The sequence below is a fragment of the Pseudomonas syringae pv. cilantro genome (assembly GCF_001293775.1).
GTDB classification, from domain to species: Bacteria; Pseudomonadota; Gammaproteobacteria; order Pseudomonadales; family Pseudomonadaceae; genus Aquipseudomonas; species Aquipseudomonas syringae_P.
In genome coordinates, this window is the sequence record NZ_LGLN01000024.1 from 59,756 (window position 1) to 79,728 (window position 19,973).

20 protein-coding genes and 1 pseudogene are annotated in these 19,973 nt (G+C 59.1%); 5 read left to right on the forward strand and 16 right to left on the reverse strand.

Annotated elements, in window-relative coordinates:
- Positions 1-20 precede the first annotated feature (20 nt).
- Positions 21-926, forward strand: coding sequence for a GlxA family transcriptional regulator (locus ABJ99_RS04470; RefSeq protein WP_162491553.1), 906 nt, complete (start codon positions 21-23; stop codon positions 924-926).
- 68 nt (positions 927-994) lie between these two features.
- Here ABJ99_RS04470 and zapE read toward each other — a convergent pair whose 3' ends face one another.
- The 3 genes from zapE to ABJ99_RS04485 form a co-directional block, all read right to left on the reverse strand.
- A complete protein-coding gene (gene zapE, locus ABJ99_RS04475; protein WP_054084777.1) occupies positions 995-2,089 on the reverse strand; it encodes a cell division protein ZapE in 1,095 nt (364 codons plus the stop codon).
- Between the two features lie 62 nt (positions 2,090-2,151).
- A complete protein-coding gene (locus tag ABJ99_RS04480; RefSeq protein ID WP_054084778.1) occupies positions 2,152-3,501 on the reverse strand; it encodes a tryptophan--tRNA ligase in 1,350 nt (449 codons plus the stop codon).
- 39 nt (positions 3,502-3,540) lie between these two features.
- Positions 3,541-4,170, reverse strand: coding sequence for an alpha/beta hydrolase (locus tag ABJ99_RS04485; protein ID WP_054084779.1), 630 nt, complete (start codon positions 4,168-4,170; stop codon positions 3,541-3,543).
- A gap of 145 nt (positions 4,171-4,315) precedes the next feature.
- Here ABJ99_RS04485 and ABJ99_RS04490 point away from each other — a divergent pair, with 145 nt between their 5' ends.
- Entirely contained in the window at positions 4,316-4,759 is a 444-nt protein-coding gene (locus tag ABJ99_RS04490) for a Z-ring associated ZapG family protein (RefSeq protein ID WP_054084780.1), read from the forward strand.
- Positions 4,760-4,944: 185 nt separating this feature from the next.
- On the opposite strand, the gene cysN is transcribed toward ABJ99_RS04490, so the two are convergent.
- The 3 genes and pseudogenes from cysN to ABJ99_RS04505 form a co-directional block, all read right to left on the reverse strand.
- A complete protein-coding gene (cysN, locus tag ABJ99_RS04495; RefSeq protein ID WP_054084781.1) occupies positions 4,945-6,843 on the reverse strand; it encodes a sulfate adenylyltransferase subunit CysN in 1,899 nt (632 codons plus the stop codon).
- A gap of 10 nt (positions 6,844-6,853) precedes the next feature.
- Positions 6,854-7,771: a sulfate adenylyltransferase subunit CysD gene (gene cysD / locus ABJ99_RS04500; RefSeq protein ID WP_054084782.1), complete on the reverse strand. Its 918-nt coding sequence runs from the start codon at positions 7,769-7,771 to the stop codon at positions 6,854-6,856.
- Positions 7,772-7,918: 147 nt separating this feature from the next.
- Positions 7,919-8,677: pseudogene (locus tag ABJ99_RS04505) on the reverse strand (Nif3-like dinuclear metal center hexameric protein).
- Between the two features lie 111 nt (positions 8,678-8,788).
- On the opposite strand from ABJ99_RS04505, the gene algW reads away from it, so the two are divergent.
- Positions 8,789-9,949, forward strand: a complete 1,161-nt coding sequence (gene algW / locus ABJ99_RS04510; RefSeq protein ID WP_054084783.1) for a Do family serine endopeptidase AlgW — start codon at positions 8,789-8,791, stop codon at positions 9,947-9,949.
- Positions 9,950-10,157: 208 nt separating this feature from the next.
- On the opposite strand, the gene hisC is transcribed toward algW, so the two are convergent.
- The 10 genes from hisC to ABJ99_RS04560 form a co-directional block, all read right to left on the reverse strand.
- Positions 10,158-11,210 (reverse strand): histidinol-phosphate transaminase, encoded by a 1,053-nt coding sequence (hisC, locus tag ABJ99_RS04515; protein ID WP_054084784.1) that lies wholly within the window; start codon positions 11,208-11,210, stop codon positions 10,158-10,160.
- Complete coding sequence (hisD, locus tag ABJ99_RS04520; protein WP_054084785.1) at positions 11,210-12,556, reverse strand: histidinol dehydrogenase; 1,347 nt, start codon at positions 12,554-12,556, stop codon at positions 11,210-11,212. The genes hisC and hisD overlap by 1 nt, the downstream gene beginning before the upstream one ends.
- Before the next feature lie 123 nt (positions 12,557-12,679).
- Positions 12,680-13,315: an ATP phosphoribosyltransferase gene (hisG, locus tag ABJ99_RS04525; protein ID WP_054084786.1), complete on the reverse strand. Its 636-nt coding sequence runs from the start codon at positions 13,313-13,315 to the stop codon at positions 12,680-12,682.
- 154 nt (positions 13,316-13,469) lie between these two features.
- Entirely contained in the window at positions 13,470-14,735 is a 1,266-nt protein-coding gene (gene murA, locus ABJ99_RS04530; RefSeq protein ID WP_054084787.1) for a UDP-N-acetylglucosamine 1-carboxyvinyltransferase, read from the reverse strand.
- Between the two features lie 22 nt (positions 14,736-14,757).
- Positions 14,758-14,997, reverse strand: a complete 240-nt coding sequence (locus tag ABJ99_RS04535; protein ID WP_054084788.1) for a BolA family protein — start codon at positions 14,995-14,997, stop codon at positions 14,758-14,760.
- 114 nt (positions 14,998-15,111) lie between these two features.
- Positions 15,112-15,417, reverse strand: a complete 306-nt coding sequence (locus tag ABJ99_RS04540) for an STAS domain-containing protein (RefSeq protein ID WP_007248981.1) — start codon at positions 15,415-15,417, stop codon at positions 15,112-15,114.
- Complete coding sequence (locus tag ABJ99_RS04545; protein ID WP_054084789.1) at positions 15,414-16,064, reverse strand: MlaC/ttg2D family ABC transporter substrate-binding protein; 651 nt, start codon at positions 16,062-16,064, stop codon at positions 15,414-15,416. The genes ABJ99_RS04540 and ABJ99_RS04545 overlap by 4 nt, the downstream gene beginning before the upstream one ends.
- A 10-nt stretch (positions 16,065-16,074) precedes the next feature.
- Complete coding sequence (mlaD, locus tag ABJ99_RS04550; RefSeq protein ID WP_054084790.1) at positions 16,075-16,542, reverse strand: outer membrane lipid asymmetry maintenance protein MlaD; 468 nt, start codon at positions 16,540-16,542, stop codon at positions 16,075-16,077.
- On the reverse strand, positions 16,542-17,339 hold the full coding sequence (gene mlaE / locus ABJ99_RS04555) for a lipid asymmetry maintenance ABC transporter permease subunit MlaE (RefSeq protein WP_007248984.1): 798 nt from the start codon (positions 17,337-17,339) through the stop codon (positions 16,542-16,544). Before mlaE ends, mlaD begins: the two co-directional genes overlap by 1 nt.
- Positions 17,339-18,148, reverse strand: coding sequence for an ATP-binding cassette domain-containing protein (locus ABJ99_RS04560; protein WP_007248985.1), 810 nt, complete (start codon positions 18,146-18,148; stop codon positions 17,339-17,341). Before ABJ99_RS04560 ends, mlaE begins: the two co-directional genes overlap by 1 nt.
- 304 nt (positions 18,149-18,452) lie before the next feature.
- Between ABJ99_RS04560 and ABJ99_RS04565 the strand changes: the two genes are divergently transcribed.
- Positions 18,453-19,427 (forward strand): KpsF/GutQ family sugar-phosphate isomerase, encoded by a 975-nt coding sequence (locus ABJ99_RS04565; protein WP_054084791.1) that lies wholly within the window; start codon positions 18,453-18,455, stop codon positions 19,425-19,427.
- Positions 19,428-19,441: 14 nt separating this feature from the next.
- Entirely contained in the window at positions 19,442-19,966 is a 525-nt protein-coding gene (locus tag ABJ99_RS04570; protein ID WP_375232724.1) for a KdsC family phosphatase, read from the forward strand.
- Positions 19,967-19,973: the final 7 nt, after the last annotated feature.

Consider the following 19,973-nt stretch of genomic DNA (forward strand, 5'->3'; position numbering starts at 1 on the left):
AGGCCAAGGACTTTTTCCATCTGGCCAGCCTGCGTTACAGCAAGCAATTGGGCCAAGGCCTGATACCTGCGTTCGAAACCCGCCTGATCAGCCCGGACGGCCTTCCCGTCAGCAGTTTCAGCGACGTCACGCTGCCGGTGGACGGCGCACTGTGCCAAAGTGACATCATCGTCATCCCGGCGTTCTGGGACGACTTCGACATCCTCTGCCAGCGCTACCCGCAGGTCTTGCCCTGGCTGCGCGAACAACACGCCGGCGGCGCGGTGATCTGCGGCGAGGCGACCGGCGTGTACTGGCTGGCCGAAGCCGGACTGCTCGACGGCAAGGAAGCAACCACCTATTGGCGGTTCTTCGGCGCCTTTGCAGAGCGCTACCCGAACGTGCTGCTCAACCAGGAAAAACACCTGACCGACGCCGACAACGTGTATTGCGCAGGCGGCACGACTTCGGCCTGCGACCTGTATATCTATCTGATCGAGCGATTCTGCGGCGCCAACGTCGCCCAGGCCGTGGCCCGCGACATTCTCTATGAAGTGCGCCGCACCTACGCGCCGGGACGAATCGGCTTTGGCGGGCAGAAACTGCATCAGGATGTGGTGATTCTGCAGATTCAGCATTGGCTGGAAGAGCACTTTGCCGACAAATTCCGCTTTGAAGACGTGGCGCGCGAGCACGGCATGAGCATTCGCAATTTCATGCGCCGCTTCCAGACGGCGACCGGCGACAAACCGTTGCATTACCTGCAACGGCTGCGCATCGAAACAGCGAAGGGATTGCTGTCGGGCACGCGCAAGAGCATCAAAACCATCAGCTATGAAGTCGGCTACGACGACGCCAGCTTCTTCGCCCGCCTGTTCCGCCAGCACACCGAGCTTTCACCCAATCAATATCGGCATCAGTTCGAGAGTCAGAGGGAGAGGCTTTGAGCTGCAAGCTGCAAGCTGCAAGCTGCAAGCTTTTGACTTGCGGCTTGTAGCTTGCAGCTGCTCTGCTACTAGGGCCTATGCGCCCGCGACAGGAACCCGTGGGACTGCATTTCGAGCAGGCGGCTCAGGGTACGCTGGAACTCGAACATCAAGCGGCCACCGGTATACAGGTCCTTCAGCTCGACTTCGGCCGAGATGATCAGCTTGACGTTGCGGTCGTAGAACTCGTCAACCATGTTGATGAAGCGTCGGGCGATGTCGTCAGTGGAGACGTCCATCTGCTCGACGCCGCTGAGCAGCACAGCATGGAAGATCTTGCCCAGCTCGATGTAGTCGTTCTGGCTGCGCGGGCCGTCACACAGCTCGCGGAAGTCGAACCAGGCCACGTCATCACAAGTCCGCAGCGCACGGATTTCGCGGTTTTCGATCATCAGCACATCGTTTTCGATGGTTTCCGCGCAGTCCGGGGTCAGTGCCTTGAAGCTTTTGCGCAGGCTTTCCTGCGCAGCTTCGTTGAGCGGGAAGTGGAACAACTCGGCCTGTTCCAGGTGACGCAGACGGTAATCGACGCCGCTGTCGACGTTGACGATCTCAGTGTTCTGCTTGATCAGCGCAATCGCCGGCAGGAAGCGCGCGCGTTGCAGGCCGTCCTTGTACAGGCCGTCCGGGACGATGTTCGAGGTCGCCACCAGCGTCACGCCGTTCTTGAACAGCTCTTCCATCAGCGTGCCGAGGATCATGGCGTCCGTGATGTCGGAAACGAAAAATTCGTCGAAGCAGATGACCCGCGCCTCGTCGGAAAAACGCCTGGCGATAATCGTCAGCGGGTTTTTCTCGCCCTTTAGGGTTTTCATCTCCTCGTGCACACGCTTCATGAAGCGGTGGAAGTGCGTCCGGACCTTGTCCTGGAACGGCAGCGCCTCGAAGAACGTATCGACCAGATACGTTTTACCGCGCCCTACTCCGCCCCAGAAATACAGGCCCTTGACCAGGGTCGGTTCTTTCTTGCCGAACAGCTTGCCCAACAGGCCGGGCTTGCTGTCGTGCGCGGCGACCAGATCGTCGTACAGCCGCTGCAAATGACGCACAGCATTTTCCTGCGCGGCATCATGGAAGAAGTCCGGGCGTTTCAGATCAGCTTGATATCGTTCTAAGGGCGTCATAATTCGTTAGCAAGGCAACAAAAACGGGTCGTCACTGTAGCGACGACCCCGGGGATTGGCAATCAGTCCTGTTGAGGAGCGAGCGCCAGCTTGAGGGTCTGGATAGCGGCGTCGCGCGCTGTAGGGTCGGCAAACACCGGACTGTCGGCGACACACTCACCGTCCAGCCACAGCGTGAAACGATCATCGTCGCTGCGCAGGTCCAGCGCGCCGCCCTGCTGCAACTGCTTGCTGACAATGCCGGCAGCCTTGCCGTCGGCAAAGTTGCGCGACAATAGCAATTGCTCGCCATCGGCCGCCAGAAGACGGAAGCGGAAGCTGCCATCGTCCTCACGGAAACTGACGAAACGTGCGCCTTTGCTGGCTTTCTTTTTGCCGGTATCGACATTCTGCACAGCGGTTCGGAACGAGCGCAGGCCAACGGCCTCTCGCAATTCCTCGAGGAACGGGGTAGCGACACGACGAGCTTTCCGGGCACCGGCGAGCAGGATGTCTTCCAGATCGGCCGGGCGCTCGATCAGGCTCAGGTACTGCTCACGCGCCTCGCCCAACTGGCCGTCCAGCAAGGTAAACAGGCGAGTCTTCGCCTCACCCCAGCCCAGGCCCTGCAACAGCTCAGAGCGGAACTCTGCGCACTGCTCGGGGGTGGAGAATGCCTGATACAGTGTGAACAGATGGGAGTTGTCCGGATCTTTCGCTTCACCGGGCGCCCGCGAGTCGGTGACGATGCGTGAAATGGCGCTCTTCATCTCCTTGGCACTGCTGAACAGCGGGATGGTGTTGTCGTAGCTCTTGGACATCTTGCGTCCATCGAGACCCGGCAACGTGGCAACGCTCTCTTCGATCAACGCCTCAGGCATGACAAAGAATTCCTTGCCCTTGCCGAACAGGTGGTTGAAACGCTGACCGATGTCACGGGCCATTTCCACGTGCTGGATCTGATCGCGACCCACCGGAACCTGATGCGCGTTGAACATCAGAATGTCGGCCGCCATCAGCACCGGATAGCTGTAAAGGCCCATGGTGATGCCCGCATCCGGGTCTTCGCCGCCTTCGACGTTCTTGTCGACCGACGCCTTGTAAGCGTGCGCACGGTTGAGCAGGCCTTTAGCCGCAACGCAGGTGAGCAACCAGGTCAGCTCCGGAATCTCCGGGATGTCCGACTGGCGGTAGAAGGTTACGCGATCAACGTCCAGGCCAGCGGCCAGCCAGGTCGCTGCGATTTCCAGACGCGAGCGCTGAATGCGCAGCGGGTCATCGCATTTGATCAGGGCATGGTAGTCCGCCAGGAAGTAGAACGAATCGAAATCACTCTGGCGACTGGCAACGATGGCCGGACGGATCGCGCCCGCGTAGTTGCCCAGATGGGGAGTGCCGGTGGTCGTGATACCGGTCAGGATACGAGTGGTCATGGCAGGTCGCTTATCTAAAGGATGCAATACGGGCTGCAATCAGTTGGGAAGTCGCGGCAGCAGCAGATCTTTCAGATCGGTCAGCTTGCCGTGAAAAAAGTGTCCGCATTCTGCCACTTTCAGCAGCTCATGGGGGCGTTGCAGCGCGGCCGACCATGCATACACCGTTTCAGGATCGATCACTTCGTCGTTCTCGGGCTGAATAATCGTCAGCGGACAGTTTTGTGGCAGCACGCTGTGATCCTCGAGCCGCGAGGCCGCTGCAGCAATCAGAAACAGATGCGTCAGTTTTTCGCCCTGCGCTTCGAGCCTTCCACCCAGGTTTGCGGCAACATAGCCGCCAAAGGAAAAGCCAAACAGGGTCATGGGCAGATCGGGGTGTTGCGCCCTGAGCCATTGCGCGGCGGCTTGAGCATCGTCGATCTCGCCCGGCCCGGCGACCGACGTGCCGGCACTGGCACCGACGCCGCGATAATTGAAGCGCAAGGTGATCAAACCCTGGTCCCGTGCGGTACGCTGCAGCGTCGAGACGACTTTATTGAGCATCGTTCCGCCCTGGATCGGGTTAGGATGACAGATCAGCGCAACGCCTCTGGCGTCGGGCACATTCTGATACAGCGCTTCGAGCTGGCCTTCTGGGCCATCGATAAATAATGGGGTTTCACGCATGAGCAAAACAGAACTCCGTGACCTCGAAATGGGTCGACTCGTCTAGCTGATTGTCTGCGGCTTGCATATCAACGACACGTCGCGGGTATACAGCGCAGGTTCGAGCCGTTAACGTAAAGCAAAGCCGTTTATAGAGGAAGGACTCGTGGAACACTCGCTCTTAGTCTGGTTGCTGCCGACGCTCGCCCTGGTGGCCGGTGTCGTCATTGGTTTCCTGGTCGCACGTCTGCTGCCCAACACCGTTCCGAACAGCACTCAGCGCCAGCTGGATGACATTCAGGAGCGTTTCGACACCTATCAGAACGAGGTGGTCACTCACTTCAACAGCACGGCCAATCTGGTACAAAAGCTTTCGCAGAGCTATCAGGACGTTCAGGAACACCTCGCCGAGGGCGCCAACCGTCTGGCCCTCGATGAGCTGACTCGCCAACGCCTGCTGGCCGCCCTGCACCCGGAGGCCAGCCATGCGCATCGCGATCATCGCGACCGCCTGACGCCGCCGCGTGATACCGAAACACCCAAGGACTACGCCCCCAAGTCGCCTAACTCACCAGGCATGCTGGATGAGCATTACGGTTTGAAAAAGTAAGGTTTGCCGCTACGAAAAAGCCCGCCACAGAGAGCTTCTGCGGCGGGCTTTTTTTGTGGAAGTAAAACGGTGAAGCTGAGGGTTATACACAAGCCCTGAAACACCTGAAGAATGGCTTCTGCCCGCAGGGCGTAGAAGCGAAGCGTCGACCGGTCCGCTCCTACGGAGCGGACTTAGCGTTTGTATCAGATCGCGCCGCGACTACGCAGCAGATCCAGCACCTGTTTGACGCTTTCTTCCACGCTGAGTGTCTGCGTGTCGATCACCAGATCGGCATTCAGTGGCACGTCATACGGGAAGGACTCGCCCGGAATGTTGTCGCCATCGGCGGCATACAGGCCTTGCGGGTCGCGTTCGCGGCAGACTGCTGGAGACGCCTGAACATAAATAGTCACCAGACGATCCTTGCCGATCAGCGCCTTGGCGCGTTCACGGCCTTCAGCGTCAGGTGCAACGAATGCCGCCAGGGTCAACAGGCCCGCTTCGTTGAACTGACGCGCCACGTGCGCAGCACGGCTCCAGTTCTCGGTACGCCCGGCACGGTCCTGCGGCAAGCCCTTGTTCAGGTCATGACGCAGGTTCTGGCCGTCCAGCACAAAGACCGCGCGGCCCATGTCGAACAACTTGCGCTCGACCGCATACGCCAGCGTGCTCTTGCCCGCGCCGGACAGGCCGCTGAACAGCACGGTCGCAGGCTGCTGACCGAAACGCTGTGCACGCTCCTCGGTAGAAACGTGAGCCAGTTCGCCATGATGCTGCGAGCCACCGCCCGACACCGGCCTGGCGATGATCATGCCCGCCGCAACGGTGCCATTGGTCAGGCGATCAATAACGATAAACGCGCCAGTAGTGCGGTTACTGCTGTAGCCATCCAACGCGATAGGCGCATCCAGGCTGACTTTGACGCGACCGATCTCGTTCAACTGCAGCGAGCTGGCAGGACCTTCTTCCAGCGTGTTCACATCCACGCGGTGGGTGATGCTGGCGATCGAGCCCGGTACATAGCTGGTGGCGCGCTTGATGTCGTATTTCTTGCCCGGCAGCATCGGCTCTTCTGCCATCCACACCAGCATGGCATCGAACGCATCGCTGACCTGCGGGACACTGTCGGCATGCACCAGCAGATCGCCACGGGAAATGTCGATCTCGTCTTCCATGGTCAGCGTCACCGCTTGACCCGGGCCGGCCTGTTCCAGCTCGCCCTCGAAAGTGACGATGGATTTCACGCGACTGCTCTTGCCCGAAGGCAACACGACGACTTCATCGCCCTTGTGCACGATGCCGCTGGCGAGCGTACCGGCGAAACCACGGAAGTTGAGGTTCGGACGGTTGACGTACTGCACCGGGAATCGCAGGTCCGTGTAATTGCGGTCATTGGCGATTTCGACGGTTTCAAGAATCTCCATCAGCGACTGACCGGTGTACCAGGGCGAACGCTCGCTTTTGTTCACCACGTTGTCGCCTTTGAGCGCCGACATGGGCACAAACGCCATCGTGGTCGGCTTGAAGGCAATGCCTTCGGCAAACTTGAGGTAATCGGCCTTGATCGACTCGAACACGCTTTCATCAAAACCGTTGAGGTCCATCTTGTTGATGGCGACAACGATGTGCTTGATACCCAGCAGCGAGGCGATGTAGCTGTGACGACGGGTCTGGGTCTGCACGCCATAACGCGCATCCACCAGAATGATCGCCAGGTCACAGGTCGACGCGCCAGTGGCCATATTGCGGGTGTACTGCTCGTGGCCTGGCGTATCCGCGATGATGAACTTGCGCTTGGCCGTGGAGAAATAGCGATAGGCGACATCGATCGTGATGCCCTGCTCGCGCTCGGCCTGCAGGCCGTCTACCAGCAACGCCAGATCGACGTCATCGCCGGTGGTGCCGGACTTCTTCGAGTCACGGGTAATAGCCTCGAGGTGATCTTCGTAGATCATCTTCGAATCATGCAGCAAACGCCCGATCAGCGTGCTCTTGCCGTCGTCGACGTTGCCACAGGTGAGAAAGCGCAGCATTTCCTTGCGTTCGTGCTGGCCCAGATAGGCGAGGATGTCCTCGCTGATCAAATCAGATTGATGCGACATGTGACACCCCTTAGAAATAACCCTGACGTTTCTTTTCTTCCATCGAGCCGGCACCGTCGTGGTCGATGACCCGGCCCTGGCGTTCGGAAGTTCGCGTCAGCAGCATTTCCTGAATGATGTCGGTCAGGCTGGTCGCGTCAGACTCCACCGCGCCGGTCAGCGGATAGCAGCCGAGGGTGCGGAAGCGGACCTTTTTCTTGACGATGCGCGACTTCTCTTCATCGGTGAGATGTTCGAGGATGCGGTCGTCGTCGATCATGATCAGCGTGCCGTTCTTCTCGATCACGTCGCGTTCTGCGGCGAAATACAACGGTACGATCGGGATGCCTTCCAGGTAGATGTATTGCCAGATGTCCAGTTCGGTCCAGTTGGACAGCGGGAACACGCGGATCGACTCGCCCTTGTTGACGTTGCCGTTATACACATTCCACAGCTCGGGACGCTGGTTCTTCGGGTCCCAGCGGTGCTTGCTGTCACGGAAGGAATACACGCGTTCCTTGGCCCGGGACTTCTCTTCGTCGCGTCGGGCGCCGCCGAACGCAGCATCGAAACCATGCTTGTCCAAGGCCTGTTTCAGGCCCTCGGTCTTCATGATGTCGGTGTGTTTGGCGCTGCCGTGAGTGAACGGATTGATATTCTGCGCCACACCATCAGGATTGATGTGGGTAATCAGGTCCAGCCCCAGGTCCTTGACCATCTGGTCGCGAAAGCGATACATCTCCTGGAATTTCCAGCGAGTATCGACATGCATGACCGGGAATGGCAGTTTTCCGGGAAAGAATGCCATGCGCGCCAAATGCAGCATCACGGCCGAATCCTTGCCGATCGAGTACAGCATCACGGGGTTATCGAACTCGGCGGCGACCTCACGGATGATGTGGATGCTTTCCGCCTCCAGCTGTTTCAGATGCGTCAGTTTGTCAACCATGGCTACTCACGTTCGTTATGGACCGGGGGAAACCCGGGGCGGCCTGCGGGCCGTTTTCGAGCCGGTGACTTTAACATGCGTGATATCGCTAATCAGCGATGCATCTAGATCGAAACGATCTATGCATATACCACGCTGTTTGATCCCTCAGATCGGGTTCGGGCAATCGATGAAGATGTGCTCCAGCGCAAAACGCCGTGCCAGATAATCACCCAGCGCCTAAACACCATAGCGCTCGGTAGCATGATGACCGGCAGCGATGAAGCTGATGTCGTTTTCTCGGGCACTGTGGAATGTTTGCTCTGACGCTTCGCCGCTAAGGAACAGATCGACGCCTTCCAGCACGGCCTGATCGATGTAACCCTGGCCGCCTCCGGTGCACCAGCCGACGCGCCGAATCATCTGGCTGCCTTCGATCAACAGCGGCTCACGCCCCAGCGCATCCTGAACACGGCGAGCAAAATCACGCGGGGTCATGGCTTCGGACAGCGACCCTATCAACCCGACGACGCGCGAACTCTCCGGGTCCAGCGGCCCTTCGATGGTGATGTCGAGCTGACGAGCCAGTTGCACGTTATTGCCAACCTCAGGATGCACATCCAGTGGCAGATGATAGGCCAGCAGGCTGATGTCATGCTTGAGCAAGGTTTTCAGACGGCGCTGCTTCATGCCCACCACACAGGGATTTTCGCCCTTCCAGAAGTAGCCATGATGGACCAGGATCAGATCGGCCTGAGCATCGACGGCAGCGTCCAGCAGCGCCTGGCTGGCCGTCACGCCGCTGACAATGCGCGTGACCTGCGGACGCCCTTCGACCTGCAAGCCATTGGGGCAGTAATCCTGAATCCGCGCACTGTTCAGGTAACGGTCGGCTTCTTCAACCAGGGTGCTCAGGGCAACAGCCATAAAAGACTCCTAAATATGCAGTTCAGAGCTGCGTTGTGCTCGTATAATGCCCGCCATTATGGCGCACCCGTGGCAAAACTTTCTGCGCCCGCAACCATCAGGACTTGTTCAATGCTCAAGGCACTGCGCTTTTTCGGCTGGCCACTGCTGGCTGGTGTGCTTATCGCCCTGCTGATCATTCAGCGCTACCCGCAGTGGGTCGGTCTGCCGAGTCTGGATGTCAATCTGCAGCAGGCACCGCAAACGACCACTGTGATTCAAGGCCCGACTTCGTATGCCGACGCAGTCATCGCTGCTGCGCCTGCGGTGGTCAACCTCTACACCACCAAGATGGTCAACAAGGGCAACAATCCGCTCTTTGAAGACCCACAGTTTCGACGCTTCTTTGGCGACAACACGCCCAAGCAGAAACGCATGGAATCCAGCCTGGGCTCCGGCGTGATGATGAGCCCTGAAGGCTACATTCTGACCAATAATCACGTCACCACCGGTGCCGACCAGATCGTTGTGGCACTCAAAGATGGCCGCGAAACCATCGCCAGGGTCATCGGCAACGACCCGGAAACGGACCTGGCCGTGTTGAAGATCGACCTGAAAAACCTGCCGGCGATCACCATTGCGCGCTCTGACAGCATTCGCATCGGCGACGTTGCGCTGGCCATCGGCAACCCGTTCGGGGTCGGCCAGACCGTAACGATGGGCATCATCAGTGCGACCGGGCGCAATCAGCTGGGGCTCAACACCTACGAAGACTTCATCCAGACCGACGCGGCCATCAACCCCGGCAACTCCGGCGGCGCGCTGGTGGATGCCAGCGGCAACCTGATCGGCATCAACACCGCGATCTTCTCCAAGTCAGGCGGTTCTCAAGGGATCGGCTTTGCCATTCCGACCAAACTGGCAATGGACGTCATGAAGTCGATTATCGAGCACGGTCAGGTGATTCGTGGCTGGCTGGGCATCGAAGTGCAACCGTTGACCCCGGAACTGGCTCAGTCTTTCGGCCTGAAAGATCGTCCGGGCATCGTGGTGGCTGGTATTTTCCGCGATGGACCGGCGCAGAAAGCCGGACTGCAGCTGGGTGATGTGATTCTGAGCATCAACGGCGAACCCGCCGGTGACGGCCGCCGCTCGATGAATCAGGTCGCGCGCACCAAACCCAAGGACAAGATCGCTATCGACGTGATGCGCAACGGCAAGGAAATGCGCCTCAGCGCAGAAGTGGGCCTGCGTCCACCACCTGCGCCTACGCCAGTGGCTGCGCCGGAGTGATGGGCCAGTACCTGAAAGTGCGGTACAGCGCAGATCTGTGACGCGGAGCGTCGCGAAAAGTATTCCCACGCTGGAGCGCGCGGAACGATGTGGGGTCTTAAAACACCATCGTGCCCATGCTCCGCGTGCATGCCGCTCTGAACGCTCTGCGTCCGATCTTGAGTGGCAGCGCAGAGCCAGCCCGTTTTCGGGCTGACTGATCCGCTTTTCAGATGTCGCTCAACCCTTCCAGCAACGCCTGGTGCTGTTCCGGCGTGCCAATGCTGATGCGCAGGAACTGAGCGATGCGTTGTTGCGTGAAGTGGCGCACGATGACGCCCTGCTCACGCAGCTTCGCAGCCAGGGCGGCGGCGTCGTGTTGCGGGTGGCGGACGAAGATGAAGTTGGCGGCCGAGGGCAGCACTTCAAAGCCTTTGCCCTGCAATTGCTCGATCAGCGCCTCGCGACTTTCGATGACCTTGTTGCGCGTCGACTCGAAGTGCTCGCGATCTTCAAACGCTGCAGCACCACCGACATTAGCCATGCGATCCAGCGGATAGGAATTGAAGCTGTTCTTGACCCGCTCCAGCGCCTCGATCAGGTCCGGATGCCCGACCGCCAGCCCGACCCGCAATCCGGCCAGTGAGCGTGACTTGGACAACGTCTGGGTGACCAGCAGGTTCGGGTAACGATCCACCAGCGTGATCGCGGTTTCGCCGCCGAAATCGATGTAGGCCTCGTCAACCACGACCACCGAATCCGGGCTGGCCTTGATGATCTGCTCGACCGCTTCCAGCCCCAGCAAGCAGCCAGTCGGCGCATTCGGGTTGGGAAAGATAATCCCGGCATTCGGCCTGGCGTAATCTTCGGCGCGAATCTGGAATTGTTCGTCCAGCGGGACTGTTGCGTAATCGATGCCATACAGGCCGCAATACACCGGATAAAAGCTGTAGCTGATATCCGGGAACAGCAGCGGCGCGTCGTGCTGAAACAAGGCGTGGAAGATGTGCGCCAGCACTTCATCGGAGCCGTTGCCGAGAAACACCTGATTGGGCTGCACACCGTAATAACCGGCCACCGCGTGCTTGAGCAGATCACTGTTGGGATCGGGGTACAAACGCAGATCGTCGCTCAGCGCGGCACGCATGGCCTCGACAGCCTTGGGCGATGGACCGTAAGGGTTCTCGTTGGTATTGAGCTTGACCAGCTTGGTCAGCTTCGGCTGTTCGCCCGGCACGTATGGCACCAGACCGCTGACGAAAGGGCTCCAGAATTTGCTCATTATTTGCCGTCCTCAAGGTTGCCAGCTTTCCAGTCGAGATCAGTGATGCGGTATTCGGCGCTACGGGCGTGACCACTCAACGATTCGCCACGAGCCAGCACTGAAGCGGTCTTGCCCAGCTCGGAGGCGCCCTGCGGCGAGCAATAAATGATCGACGAACGCTTCTGGAAATCGTAAACGCCCAACGGCGAAGAGAAGCGCGCCGTGCCTGAAGTCGGCAAAACATGGTTAGGACCGGCACAGTAGTCGCCCAGTGCTTCCGAGGTATGACGCCCCATGAAGATCGCGCCCGCGTGACGAATCTGCGGCAGCCACGCTTCAGGATCGGCAACCGACAACTCGAGATGCTCGGGCGCAATACGGTTGGCCACTTCGATCGCCTGGGCCATGTCCGCTACCTTGATCAGCGCGCCACGGCTGTTGATCGAGGTTTCGACAATCGCCGCTCGCTCCATGGTCGGCAGCAAGCGGGTGATGCTGGCAGCGACCTTGTCGAGAAATTCGGCATCCGGGCTGACCAGAATGGCCTGGGCGTCTTCGTCGTGCTCAGCCTGAGAAAACAGGTCCATGGCGATCCAGTCCGGATCGGTCTGCCCGTCGCACACCACCAGAATCTCGGAAGGGCCGGCAATCATGTCGATACCCACCTGACCGAATACATGGCGCTTGGCCGTAGCGACATAGATGTTGCCGGGGCCTACGACCTTGTCGACCCTGGGCACGCTTTCCGTGCCGTAAGCCAAGGCCGCAACCGCTTGCGCGCCGCCGATGGTGAACACCCGGTCAACGCCGGCAATGCACGCGGCAGCCAATACCAACTCGTTGATTTCGCCACGCGGCGTCGGCACGACCATGACCACTTCCGTCACGCCGGCAACTTTCGCCGGGATGGCGTTCATCAATACTGACGACGGGTAGGAGGCTTTACCGCCCGGCACATACAGGCCTGCACGGTCCAGCGGCGTGACTTTCTGGCCCAGCACCGTGCCATCTGCTTCGGTGTAGCTCCAGGAATCCTGCTTCTGCTTCTCGTGGTAGCTGCGCACCCGCTCGGCGGCTTTTTCCAGCGCTTCACGCTGGACCGGGGTAATACGCGTCAACGCCAGCTCCAGACGCTCGCGAGGCAGGATCAGGTCGGCCATCGAGGCAACCTGCAGGCCGTCGAACTTCTGAGTGAACTCGACCAGCGCTGCATCGCCACGCTCACGCACAGCCTTGATGATGTCGAGCACACGCTGGTTGACCGAGTCGTCAGACACACTTTCCCAGCTCAGCAGATGATCCAGATGTCGTGCGAAATCCGGGTCAGCAGCGTCGAGTCGGCGAATTGCAGTGGGCGTGGTCATAGCGGGGCCTCAATAATTGGCGAATGCTCAGGAGCCTAAAGCTACCAAGCTATCCGCGCAGGCACCTGAGAAATTTGGCTATGACACGGATAGCTGGACGCAACTCAACGTTGCGTGAAAGGGTCAGCCGCGGTGTCGCGACTCCACTGCTTTGCGCAGGGTGTCGATCAGCGCCTGGATGCGTGCATGCTGCATCTTCATGGAAGCCTTGTTCACCACCAGACGCGAGCTGATGTGTGCGATCAGCTCCTGAGGCTCGAGACCGTTGGCACGCAAGGTGTTGCCGGTGTCGACCACGTCGATGATCTTGTCCGCCAACCCGATCAGCGGAGCCAGCTCCATGGAGCCGTAGAGCTTGATGATGTCGACCTGACGACCCTGCTCGGCGTAGTAACGCTTGGCAACATTGACGAACTTGGTAGCGACGCGCAGACGACCCTTGGGCTCGACGGCGCCGATTGCACCGGCAGTCATGAGCTTGCACTTGGCAATCTGCAAATCCAGCGGCTCGTACAGACCCTGGCCGGTGTATTCCATCAACACATCCTTGCCCGCGACACCGAGGTCGGCCGCACCATGCTCGACGTAGGTCGGCACGTCGGTAGCGCGCACGATCAGCAGACGCACGTCAGGCTGGGTCGTGGGGATGATGAGCTTGCGGCTCTTGTCCGGATTCTCGGTCGGCACAATGCCTGCTTCGGCGAGAAGCGGCAGGGTGTCATCAAGGATACGGCCCTTGGACAGTGCGATGGTCAACATGGGAAACGTCAGTCCTTATCAGGAAACTTTTGTCACGGCGCAAACAGCGCCTGACAACCCTCCGGCCTGGCAGGCCCGAGGTGGAACGAATCAGAAATCACACCTGCGACAGAACAGGTAGCCCCGACGCCAGCGGCATCGGAGCCACGCGCTACTAGCCCGGAACGCGGCGGATCTTGGCGCCCAGCATTTGCAGCTTCTCTTCAATGCACTCGTAGCCACGGTCTATGTGGTAGATGCGATCGATCAGCGTGTCGCCCTGAGCGACCAGCGCAGAGATCACCAGACTGGCCGACGCACGCAGGTCGGTCGCCATGACTGGCGCGCCCTTGAGCACCTCAGTCCCGGTAACGATTGCAGTATTGCCTTCGACCTGAATCTGAGCGCCCATGCGGTGCATTTCGTACACGTGCATGAAGCGGTTTTCGAAGATGGTCTCGATGACCGCACCGGTGCCTTCGGCAATGGCGTTGAGCGAGATGAACTGCGCCTGCATGTCGGTCGGGAACGCCGGGTATGGCGCGGTCCGCACGTTGACAGCCTTGGGACGCTTGCCGTGCATGTTCAGCTCGATCCAGTCTTCACCGGTGGTGACTTCGGCACCGGCTTCCTGAAGCTTGAGCAGCACGGCTTCGAGAATGGTCGGATCGGTGTCCTTGACCCTGACGCGACCGCCAGTAACGGCTGCCGCCACCAGATAGGTGCCGGTCTCGATGCGGTCAGGCATGACCTTGTACGTAGCCGGACCCAGGCGCTTGACGCCATCAATGGTGATGGTGTCAGTGCCTGCGCCGTGGATTTTCGCACCCATGGCAATCAGGAAGTTGGCCAGGTCGACCACCTCAGGCTCACGCGCGGCGTTTTGCAGCACGCTGCGACCGTTGGCCAGACTGGCCGCCATCATGATGTTTTCAGTGCCGGTCACACTGACGGTGTCGAAGAAGAAATTCGCACCACGCAAACCACCCTCAGGCGCCTTGGCTTTGATGTAACCACCTTCGACGTCGATGATCGCACCCATGGCTTCGAGACCACGGATGTGCAGGTCAACCGGACGCGAACCAATGGCACAACCACCCGGCAGCGCCACTTCGGCCTCACCGAAGCGGGCAACCATGGGCCCCAGGACCAGAATCGACGCACGCATGGTTTTCACCAGTTCGTACGGTGCGATCAGTGTCTTGATGGTACGCGCATCGATCTCGACGCTGAGTTTCTCGTCGATCACCGGCTCGATACCCATGCGACCGAACAGCTCGATCATGGTGGTGATGTCGTGCAGGTGCGGCAGGTTCTGAACGGTGACCGGGCCATCAGCCAGCAAGGTCGCAGCAAGGATCGGCAGAGCAGAGTTCTTTGCCCCGGAAATGCGAATTTCGCCATCAAGACGAACGCCGCCGGTAATAATCAATTTGTCCATTAGAGTCTCGACACCAATTGGCTCAGGTACGCTCGGCCCACGCAGCGCGGCTGAAAAATTTCATGGTCACCGCGTGGATGCTGCCATCGGCAATCCAGGGGTTCAGATGGGTGTAAATCTGTTGCTGACGCTTGACGGCGCTCAGGCTGGCCAGCTCGTCACTGATAATGTTCAGCTGAAAGTTGCAGCCTTCGCCTTCGACTTCCACCTTGATTTCCGGCAGCTTTCCTTCAAGGAAGCTCTTCACTTCTACAGCCTGCATGCTCAACCTCGATCGGCGCTGTACGCGCGCGGGTCGGCCATCATACAAAAAAGCCCATGTTATGCGAAGCCCAACGAGTGGGTCCGTACAAACGGGCTTTCAGGATAACGCCTGTCAATGAATGTTCAATAGCTCGGTCAAACCGGAAACACGGGCTATTTCACGCATGTCATGGGGCAGCGAGCGCACAGTGAGCGACTTGCCGGCATCCCGGGCGTCGCGCATGAACGCCAGCACCAGCGCAAGGCCCACGCTGCTGGACTTCTCGACCTCCGAACAGTCCAGCGTCAACTCGGTCAGATCGCCAGACTTGATCAGTGCCGCACCCTGCTTGCGCAGTTGCGGCCCGCTGCGAAAGTCCAGCACGCCGATCAGTTTGAGCTCGCCAGGCCCGGCGAGACGGACGGCGGACTCGGTCATTGCGCAGGCTTCTGCGCAGCGTCTACGGTCGATTTGGTCTTGGCGACCTCGCCAGCCCAGTTATTGATCGTGGTGTCCAGGTTATTGCCGTTACGCTGCATGGCATCCGCGAATTGATCACGGAACAGCTTGCCGATGTTGATACCGTTGATGACAACGTTACGTACCTTCCACTCGCCATCCAGCTTTACCAGCGTGTAGGAAACCGGATAGACAGCGCCGTTGGAGCCCTTGACCTGCATATCGACGCTGGTGCGATCGTCACCTTCGTCCTTGGCCGGTGCCACGGTGATGCCCTGGTTGTTGAATTCGAGCAAAGCGTTGCCGTAGAACTGCATCAGGCTGCGCTTGAAGTTTTCTTCGAAGCGCTTGACCTGTTCAGGCGTCGCCTTGCGGGAATACTTGACGGTCATGATGCTTTTGGAAATGCCATCCGCGTCCACAACCGGACCGACAATACGGTTCAGCGCATCGTAGAACGCGCTCGGATTGGACTTGTATTGCTCACGGTTGGTCGCCAGATCACTCAGCAATTCCTTGGTGGTGCGTTCCACCAGATCATGAGCCGAGGGGGTCGCCGCGGCATTCGCCAGCATGGGCAGAGTGGCCAGCAATACCAGCAGACCACGGCGCAGAATAGAGATCATTTGAAGCTCCTCACTTAGCGTCTTTACTTACAGTATTGAGCAGGAATTTGCCGATCAGGTCTTCAAGCACGAGCGACGACTGCGTGTCATGGATAGTCCCGCCATCCTTGAGCTTCTTGTCATCGCCACCCACACTGAGACCGATGTATTTTTCACCCAGCAAGCCGGCAGTCAGAATCGACGCCGTCGAGTCGGAAGGCAGGTTGTCGACCTTTTTCTGAATCTCCAGCGTGACACGACCCGTAAAGGTATCGCGATCCAAATCGATCGCGGTCACCTTGCCGATGGTCACACCCGCCATGCTGACCTTGGCTCTGACAGTCAAACCGGCAAGATTGTCGAAGTAGGCATAAAGTTTATAGGTGTCGGTGCTCGCACTTGTGCTCAGACCACTGACTCGCAGGGCCAGCAGGAGCAGAGCCAGTATCCCGGCGAGCAGGAACAAGCCGACTCCGGTTTCGATGGCACGGTTTTGCATCAGAAATCTCCAAACATCAAGGCGGTCAGAATAAAGTCCAGTCCCAGCACGGCCAGCGAGGCGTACACGACAGTCTTGGTTGTCGCGCGACTGATCCCCTCGGAAGTAGGATCGCAGTCATACCCCTGAAAAACGGCAATCCACGTCACCACGAAGGCAAATACGACGCTTTTGATCACCCCATTGAGCACATCGTTCGTGAAAGAAACACTATTCTGCATGTTCGACCAGAAAGAGCCGTCATAGACTCCCAGCCAATCGATCGCCACCCAGGACGCGCCCCAGATGCCGACCACGCTGAAAATCATCGCCAGAATCGGCAGCGAGATAAAGCCCGCCCACAAACGCGGCGCAACGATATATTTGAGCGGATCGACGCCAATCATCTCGAGGCTCGACAACTGCTCGGTGGATTTCATGTTGCCGATCTCGGCGGTCAGCGCAGAACCTGCGCGACCGGCGAACAGCAAGGCAGTCACCACCGGGCCCAATTCGCGCAGCAGGGTCAGCGCCACCATCTGACCGACGGCCTGCTCGGACCCGTACTTGGCCAGGATGCTGAAACCCTGCAAGGCCAGCACCATGCCGATGAAGATACCCGACACCACAATGATGACCAGCGACATGACGCCAACGGAATACAACTGCTTGACCAGTAACTGAAAACTGCTGCCAGCACCGCCGCGACCCAGCAGGGCGTGCACCAGAAACAGGCCGGAGCGACCCAGAACAGCAACGATATCAATGGCCGAGCGCCCCAGCAGGGCAACGCGGTCCATCAGTGACTTCTTGCGCATCAGCGCTTCCCCAATAGATCTTCGCGAAAATCCGGCGCCGGATAATGAAACGGCACAGGGCCGTCGGGCTCGCCGGTCATGAATTGACGAATGCGTGGATTGTCCGAAGACATCAGTTCCTGAGGCGTACCCTGCCCCAGCACCTGCCCGTCGCCAACAACGTATAAATAGTCGGCAATGCTCGCCGTCTCGCTGAGGTCGTGAGACACCACGATGCTGGTGATACCCAGCGCGTCGTTGAGCAGCCGGATCAGACGCACCAGCACCCCCATCGCAATCGGATCCTGGCCGACGAAGGGCTCGTCATACATCAGAATCTGCGGGTCGAGCGCAATGGCACGCGCCAGCGCAACACGGCGCTTCATGCCACCCGAGAGCTCATCCGGCATCAGTTCGACCGCACCGCGCAGGCCGACAGCCTGGAGTTTGAGCAGAACGATGTCGCGGATCATCTCTTCCGGCAGCTCCGTGTGCACGCGCAACGGAAAGGCGACGTTCTCGAAGACGTCCAGGTCGGTAAACAGCGCACCGCTCTGAAACAGAACCCCCATCTGCTTGCGCGCATCAAACAGATCGCTGCGCGACAGCTCCGGCAGGTTCTGGCCATTGACCCACACCTGGCCTTCACTCGGACGCAACTGGGCACCCATCAAACGCAGCAAGGTAGTCTTGCCACAGCCCGATGGCCCCATGATTCCGGTGACCTTGCCCCGCGGAATACGAATATCGACATTATTGAAAATACTGCGCGCACCGCGTTTGAAAGACACACCTTTCAACTCGACCGCATAGGCGTCATCGGAACTCATCTAAACTCCTTGCGATACAGCCTCCGCCCACAGCCGCCGGTTCTTGGAGGCAAGACAGGCCATGCAGGCGGGCCGAACCAGCCGCGAACTATATCACCGCAGTCACCCGCCCCCAAGAAGAGAACCGCTCGGTTCAGGTATCCGCCGAATTATTCTGTACCACAATGTTATGACTACAGGCCTGATACAGACCCGCAAGAGCGTAGGAAATTCGTTTAAAAACCACACAACGACGATCAGACGTGAGGGAATCGTTCATTACCGCTATAATCGCCGCCTTTCAACCGGCTGACCCTTCCCAGACATGACTCGATCCAGTGACCTGATTCAAGCGGCGCAACGCACCATTCGTCTTGAGATAGAAGCCATACAAGGCTTGCTTGAACGCCTCGACGGCGATTTTGTGCGCGCGTGCGAGATGATTCTGGCCAGCCAGGGCCGGGTAGTCGTGGTCGGCATGGGCAAGTCCGGACATGTCGGCAACAAGATTGCCGCCACGCTGGCAAGCACCGGGACCACCTCGTTTTTTGTGCATCCGGCCGAAGCCAGCCATGGCGACATGGGCATGATCACGCGCGAAGACACTATTCTCGCTCTGTCCAACTCCGGCACGACCAATGAAATCGTGACCCTGCTGCCGCTGATAAAACGCCTGGGCATCAAGATGATCAGCCTGACCGGCAACCCGGACTCGGTGCTGGCCAAGGCTGCAGACGTCAACCTCAACGTCCACGTTACACACGAAGCCTGCCCGCTCAATCTGGCGCCGACTTCGTCCACGACGGCCGCCTTGGTCATGGGCGACGCACTGGCCGTGGCGCTGCTCGAAGCGCGTGGCTTTACGGCCGAAGACTTCGCGTTTTCGCATCCGGGCGGGGCGCTGGGCCGACGCCTGCTGCTGAAAGTCGAGAATGTCATGCACTCCGGCGATGCGCTGCCGAGCGTACAGCGCGGCACCCTGTTGCGCGACGCACTGCTGGAAATGACCCGCAAGGGCCTGGGCATGACCGCCATTATCGAAGCCGACGGCAAGCTCGCCGGTATCTTCACCGACGGCGACCTGCGCCGGACTCTGGATCGCCCTTTCGACATCCGCCAGACCACCATCGATGAGGTCATGACCCATCACGGCAAGACCGCCCACGCAGAAATGCTCGCGGCCGAAGCGCTGAAAATCATGGAAGACAACAAAATAGGCGCGCTGGTTGTCGTGGATCAGGATGATCGGCCGGTGGGTGCGTTCAATCTGCAGGATCTCCTGCGTGCAGGCGTCATGTAATGGAAACCAGAACGATGAACCCGGAACTCATGCAACGCGGCAAAGCCATCAAACTGGCGGTTTTCGATGTCGATGGCGTCCTGACTGACGGCCGCCTGTTCTTTCTGGAAGATGGCAGCGAGATCAAGACATTCAACACGCTGGACGGGCAAGGCATAAAAATGCTGATCGCTTCCGGCGTGACCACCGCCATTATCAGCGGCCGCAAAACTGCAATCGTCGAGCGACGGGCAAAGAGCCTGGGCATCACACACCTTTTTCAAGGCCGCGAAGATAAACTGGTCGTACTGGACCAATTGCTGGCAGAGTTGAAACTTGATTACGAACAAGTCGCCTATCTGGGTGACGATCTGCCAGACTTGCCGGTCATCCGGCGTGTCGGCCTGGGCATGGCAGTGGCCAATGCGGCAGGCTTTGTCCGCGAGCATGCGCACGGAATAACCAAGGCGCGAGGCGGCGAAGGTGCGGCACGCGAATTCTGCGAACTGATCCTGAGTGCGCAAGGCAACCTTGAAGCGGCTCACTCCGCCTATTTATAGAAGCCAT

Coding starts and splice junctions, on each gene's coding strand:
- zapE (WP_054084777.1), bottom strand. CDS start 2,089: ATGACGCCCTTAGAACGATATCAAGCTGATCTGAAACGCCCGGACTTC.
- ABJ99_RS04480 (WP_054084778.1), bottom strand. CDS start 3,501: ATGACCACTCGTATCCTGACCGGTATCACGACCACCGGCACTCCCCAT.
- ABJ99_RS04485 (WP_054084779.1), bottom strand. CDS start 4,170: ATGCGTGAAACCCCATTATTTATCGATGGCCCAGAAGGCCAGCTCGAA.
- cysN (WP_054084781.1), bottom strand. CDS start 6,843: ATGTCGCATCAATCTGATTTGATCAGCGAGGACATCCTCGCCTATCTG.
- cysD (WP_054084782.1), bottom strand. CDS start 7,771: ATGGTTGACAAACTGACGCATCTGAAACAGCTGGAGGCGGAAAGCATC.
- algW (WP_054084783.1), top strand. CDS start 8,789: ATGCTCAAGGCACTGCGCTTTTTCGGCTGGCCACTGCTGGCTGGTGTG.
- hisC (WP_054084784.1), bottom strand. CDS start 11,210: ATGAGCAAATTCTGGAGCCCTTTCGTCAGCGGTCTGGTGCCATACGTG.
- hisD (WP_054084785.1), bottom strand. CDS start 12,556: ATGACCACGCCCACTGCAATTCGCCGACTCGACGCTGCTGACCCGGAT.
- hisG (WP_054084786.1), bottom strand. CDS start 13,315: ATGTTGACCATCGCACTGTCCAAGGGCCGTATCCTTGATGACACCCTG.
- murA (WP_054084787.1), bottom strand. CDS start 14,735: ATGGACAAATTGATTATTACCGGCGGCGTTCGTCTTGATGGCGAAATT.
- ABJ99_RS04535 (WP_054084788.1), bottom strand. CDS start 14,997: ATGCAGGCTGTAGAAGTGAAGAGCTTCCTTGAAGGAAAGCTGCCGGAA.
- ABJ99_RS04540 (WP_007248981.1), bottom strand. CDS start 15,417: ATGACCGAGTCCGCCGTCCGTCTCGCCGGGCCTGGCGAGCTCAAACTG.
- ABJ99_RS04545 (WP_054084789.1), bottom strand. CDS start 16,064: ATGATCTCTATTCTGCGCCGTGGTCTGCTGGTATTGCTGGCCACTCTG.
- mlaD (WP_054084790.1), bottom strand. CDS start 16,542: ATGCAAAACCGTGCCATCGAAACCGGAGTCGGCTTGTTCCTGCTCGCC.
- mlaE (WP_007248984.1), bottom strand. CDS start 17,339: ATGCGCAAGAAGTCACTGATGGACCGCGTTGCCCTGCTGGGGCGCTCG.
- ABJ99_RS04560 (WP_007248985.1), bottom strand. CDS start 18,148: ATGAGTTCCGATGACGCCTATGCGGTCGAGTTGAAAGGTGTGTCTTTC.
- ABJ99_RS04565 (WP_054084791.1), top strand. CDS start 18,453: ATGACTCGATCCAGTGACCTGATTCAAGCGGCGCAACGCACCATTCGT.
- ABJ99_RS04570 (WP_375232724.1), top strand. CDS start 19,442: ATGAACCCGGAACTCATGCAACGCGGCAAAGCCATCAAACTGGCGGTT.